This window comes from Streptomyces sp. CLV115 (assembly GCF_038448545.1).
GTDB lineage: Bacteria > Actinomycetota > Actinomycetes > Streptomycetales > Streptomycetaceae > Streptomyces > Streptomyces sanglieri.
In genome coordinates, this window is record NZ_JBCEWQ010000284.1 from 1 (window position 1) to 5,062 (window position 5,062).

4 protein-coding genes are annotated in these 5,062 nt (G+C 69.4%); all 4 read left to right on the forward strand.

Annotated elements, in window-relative coordinates:
• Positions 1-1,525: non-ribosomal peptide synthetase (locus AADR41_RS41190; protein ID WP_342287514.1), on the forward strand; the 1,525-nt coding region annotated here is incomplete at its 5' end.
• Between the two features lie 35 nt (positions 1,526-1,560).
• Positions 1,561-2,154 (forward strand): flavin reductase family protein, encoded by a 594-nt coding sequence (locus tag AADR41_RS41195; RefSeq protein WP_342287516.1) that lies wholly within the window; start codon positions 1,561-1,563, stop codon positions 2,152-2,154.
• On the forward strand, positions 2,151-3,695 hold the full coding sequence (locus AADR41_RS41200; RefSeq protein WP_342287517.1) for a 4-hydroxyphenylacetate 3-hydroxylase family protein: 1,545 nt from the start codon (positions 2,151-2,153) through the stop codon (positions 3,693-3,695). Before AADR41_RS41195 ends, AADR41_RS41200 begins: the two co-directional genes overlap by 4 nt.
• Before the next feature lie 93 nt (positions 3,696-3,788).
• Positions 3,789-5,003: an MFS transporter gene (locus AADR41_RS41205; RefSeq protein ID WP_342287518.1), complete on the forward strand. Its 1,215-nt coding sequence runs from the start codon at positions 3,789-3,791 to the stop codon at positions 5,001-5,003.
• The last annotated feature ends 59 nt before the right edge of the window (positions 5,004-5,062 follow it).

The following is a 5,062-nucleotide window of genomic DNA, read 5'->3' on the forward strand; positions in this document are numbered from 1 at the left end:
CCTGAACCCCGCCCACCCCGAGCGCGTGATCAAGGACGTCCTCGACACCGCCTCGGTGCGCCTGGTCGTCCACCAGGGGGAGTGGGACACGGCCGTCTTCGGCGACCACATCCCCGAGCTGCGCGCCGCCGATGTCGTCGAGCGGGCCGAACCCCTGGCCGACGACGACCCGGAGACCGAGGTGGACGCGGAGAGCACGGCGTTCATCATGTTCACCTCCGGGTCCACCGGCAGGCCCAAGGGCGTCAGGATCCCGCACCGCGGCCTGGCCCGTCTCGCCGTCCCCAGCGAGGAACTGCGCATCGACGAGCAGGACTGCTTCGTGCAGCAGGCCGCCTTCTCGTTCGCGGCCTCGACCATCGAGATCTGGCAGAGCCTGCTGCACGGCGCCAAGCTGGTCGTCCTGCCGCCGGGGCTGCCGACCCTGCCGGAGCTGAGGGACGTCATCGAGGAACACGGGGTGACCTTCCTCAGCCTGCCGTGCGGCCTGTTCAACCTGCTGGTCGACAACGAGATCGAGAGCCTGCGCCGCCTGCGGGTGATCACGATCAGCGGCGACTTCCCCTCGCCCCACCACCTCGCGAGGGCCGTCCGGGAGACCGACGCCCGGATCTACAACTGCTACGGCTGCACCGAGGGCTCCTCGCTGGTGGCCGTCCACCCGGTGACGGCCCCCGACTCCCTCGCGCAGACGAAGGCCGTCCCCGTCGGCCGCCCCATGCCACTGATGACCACGGCCGTCCTTGACGAGCGGCTCGAACCGTGCGCCCCCGGCGAGACGGGCGAGCTGTACATCGGCGGCGCGGGCGTGGCCCGGGGGTACGTGGGCGACGAGGAGCTGACGGCACGGAAGTTCGTCCCCGGCCCCCGCCCCGGCGACGGCCTCCTCTACCGGACCGGGGACCTCGCGCGTACCACGCCGGAGGGTGACATCGTGCTGGCCGGCCGCGCGGACAACATGGTCAAGATCCGCGGCTACCGGGTCGAGCCGACCACGGTGGAACTCGCGCTCAAGGCCCACGACGCCATCGACCAGGCCGTCGTCAAGGCATTCGGCGACGAGGTCACCCAGAAGTCCCTCGTCGCGTTCTTCACCACCCGCGACGAACAGCGCCCCGCCAACTCCGAACTCGTCGCACACCTCGGGGAACTGCTCCAGGACTACATGATCCCGTCGGACTTCCGCCGGCTGGACGCGTTCCCCGTCAACGTGAACGGAAAGATCGACCGGAGCGCGCTCGGGGCTCCGGACACCGTGGACCAGCGACTCGAAAAAGGTGACCGCATGAACAGCCCGCTCGAAGCCGCCGTGCTGCAGATCTGGAAGAACATCATCGGTGTCGAGGACTGCTCCACCACCGACGCCTTCCTCGACAACGGCGGCAACTCCCTGCACTTCGTGCAGCTCGCCTCCCACCTGCAGAAGGCGCTCGCCATCGACGTCGGCGTCGAGGACGTCTTCCGCTGCGGCAACGTCGAGAAACTGGCCCGCCACATCGAGGGGATACGCGAAGGCGTCCACTGACCCGGACGCCCCACCCGCGGACGGGCAGTGACGCGATGACCACAACACAGAGCGCCGCACCGCCCCGGACACCGGACGACACGCGCCGGCTGCGCGCGTGCCTGGGGAACTTCCTCACCGGTGTCACGGTGGTCACCTGCCGGCGCGGACCCGAAGTCCACGGCATCACGGTGAACTCCTTCACCTCCGTCTCCCTGGACCCGCCGCTCGTCCTCGTCGGTCTCGACAGGAGGAGCCGGGCCGCCGGACACCTGGCCTCGGGCCCCTACGCCATCAACTTCCTCACCGAGCAACAGCGGGACATCGCCCTGCACTTCGCGGGCCGGCCGATGTCCGGTCCCGTCCGCTGGACGACCGGCGCGGACGGGATCCCGCTCCTCGCCGACACTCTCGGACACCTGGTGTGCCGCCCCTGGCGCCACTACGACGGCGGAGACCACCTGCTGCTCGTCGGGGCGGTGACGGGCTTCGAGGCGCACGGCGGGCGACCGCTCGCCTTCTTCCGCGGCGCGTTCCCGGAACTGGCCGCGCAGGACGCGGGCGCGCCCTGGTCCGGTTCGCTCGACGACCCGGTCACCACCCAACAGATCGCCGCTTTCCACCAGTTGATCAGGGAAGGCCACGCATGACAGCGCAGAACCACGACGCAGCCACCGGCACCCCGGCCGTCACCCGGCCGCTCACCGGGGACGAATACCTGGAGAGCCTCCGCGACGGCCGGGAGATCTGGGCGTACGGCGAGCGGGTCGACGACGTCACCAAGCACCCGGCCTTCCGCAACACCGCGCGCATGACGGCCCGGCTCTACGACTCGCTGCACGATCCGGAGCGCGCGGAGATCCTGACGGCGCCGACGGACACCGGAAGCCAGGGCTACACCCACAAGTTCTTCCGTATCCCGCGCACGGCCGAGGACCTGGTCGCGGACCGCGGGGCGATCGCCGAGTGGGCGCGCATGAGCTACGGATGGCTGGGCCGCAGCCCGGACTACAAGGCCAGCTTCCTGGTCAGCCTGGGCGTCAACCCCGACTACTACGGGGAGTACGCGGACAACGCCCGCCGCTGGTACCGCGAGGCGCAGGAGAAGGTCCTGTACTGGAACCACGCGGTCATCAATCCGCCCGTGGACCGCCACCGCCCCGCCGACAGCAACGACGTCTTCGTCCACGTGGAGGAGGAGCGGGACGACGGCCTGATCGTCAGTGGCGCCAAGGTCGTCGCGACGGGTTCGGCGATCACCCACTACAACTTCATCGCCCACTACGGGCTGCCGGTGCAGAAACGCGAGTACGCGCTGGTGTGCACCCTTCCGATGGAAGCCCCCGGCGTGAAGCTGATCTGCCGTCCCTCGTACGGGGCGATGGCCGACTCCATGGGCAGCCCGTTCGACTACCCGCTGTCGAGCCGGATGGACGAGAACGACACCATCTTCATCCTCGACCGGGTGAAGGTCCCGTGGGAGAACGTCTTCATCTACGGCGACACCGCCAAGGCCGGCACCTTCCTGAACGCCTCCGGCTTCACCCACCGGCTCACCTTCCACGGCATCACCCGCCTCGGCGTCAAACTCGACTTCCTCGCGGGCCTGTTGCTCAAGGGGGTCGAGGCCACCGGGACCAAGGACTTCCGCGGCATCCAGACCCGCATCGGCGAGGTCCTCGCCTGGCGGAACATGTTCTGGGGCCTCGGTGACGCCATGGCGCAGAACCCCGACCCCTGGCACGACGGAGCGTTGCTGCCCAACCTCGACTACGGCATGGCGTACCGGTGGTTCATGACGATCGGCTACCCGCGAATACGCGAGATCCTCCAGCAGGACCTCGGCAGCGCGCTGATCTACGTCAACTCCCACGCCAGCGACTTCCGGCGGCCCGAACTGCGGCCTCTGCTCGACAAGTACGTGCGCGGCTCGAACGGCTACGACGCCGTCGAGCGCGTCAAGCTGATGAAGCTCATCTGGGACTCCATAGGCACCGAGTTCGGCGGCCGGCACGAACTGTACGAGCGCAACTACTCGGGCAACCACGAGAACGTCCGGATCGAACTCCTGCTGGCCCAGCAGAGCTCCGGACTCGTCGACGCGTACAAGGGCTTCGCCGAGGAATGCATGGCGGAGTACGACCTCGACGGGTGGCGCGCCCCCGATCTGATCAACCCCAGCCGGCCCTGACGCCGGCGAGACAAGAAACAGACCGTCCGGACCCACGCGGCCGGGGAGCACGGGCTCCCGGCCGCTCGGACGGCTGCGCTGAATTGGAGTCACATGCCCATCGCCATCTTCACACTCGGGATCGGCGTCTTCTGCCTCAACACGACCGAGATCATGGTCTCCGGGCTATTGCCCAGCTTGTCGGCCGAGTTCGACGTCTCGGTGTCCACGGTCGGATACCTCATCTCCGTCTTCGCACTGGGCATGGTGATCGGCGGCCCCCTGCTGACGGTCGCGCTGCTGCGGGTGCCGCGCAAGAAGGCCCTGATCTGTCTGCTCCTCGTGTTCATGCTCGGCCAGGCGCTGGGCGCGTTGGCACCGGAGTTCTGGGTGCTCGTGATCGCGCGGGTCGTCACCGCGCTCGCCGCCTCCGCCTTCTTCGGCATCTCCGTCGCGGTCTCCGCCCAGATGGTCGGTCCGGAGCTGCGCGGGCGCGCGCTGTCGATCCTGCTCGGCGGCGTCATGATCGCCCAGGTGGTCGGGCTGCCCGCCGCCTCCCTGATCGACCAGCACTTCGGCTGGCGGGCGAGCTTCTGGGCAGTGGGCGCGGTGGCCGGGCTGAGCGCCGTCGCGGTGTGGTGGCTGGTGCCGGTCACCCCGCTGCCGGAACGGATCGACGTACGCGGTGAGGTCGCCGCCCTGCGCAACCCCCGGCTCTGGGCGGTCTACTGCACCAACGCCATGGTCATCGGTTCCATCGTCGCCGGCACCAGTTACTTCTCGCCGATCTTCGTCGACATCGGCGGCTTCTCGCCGGCTGCCGTGCCCTGGCTCTTCGCGGTCTTCGGCATCGGCACGGTCGTCGGCAACGCGATCACCGGCCGGTTCGTCGACCGCTACATGATGCCGATGATCTTCTACGGCCTCATCGGGGTGACGCTCTGCCTGGTGGTGTTCGCGCTGGTCGCCCACCACCGCGTGGCCACTGTCGTCGTCCTCGTCGTGCTCGGCCTGATCGGGCTGCCGCTCAACCCCGCCATGGGTGCCCGGGTGATGCGGGTGGCCAACGACGGCCCGCTGGTCAGTACGGTCAACGCCTCGGCGATCAACATCGGTGTGGTCCTGGGGCCATGGGCGGGCGGCGTCGCCATCAGTGCCGGGGCGGGGCTGGTCGCCGCCCTGTGGGTCGGTGCCTGCATGGCGTTCATCGGTCTGCTCTCGGTGGTGCCTGCGTACGCGGCCTCGCGTCGCACACGCCCCTTCGACACCGCCGCGGTGGCGGCGGTGCCCGGGAGCGACACCGGGCGGACCCCGCCGCTGAACCGCTGACCGAGCCCTTCCCAGTCCGTCCCGGCCGTTGTGGGCCCTTCCCTCCGGGGGAAGGGCCC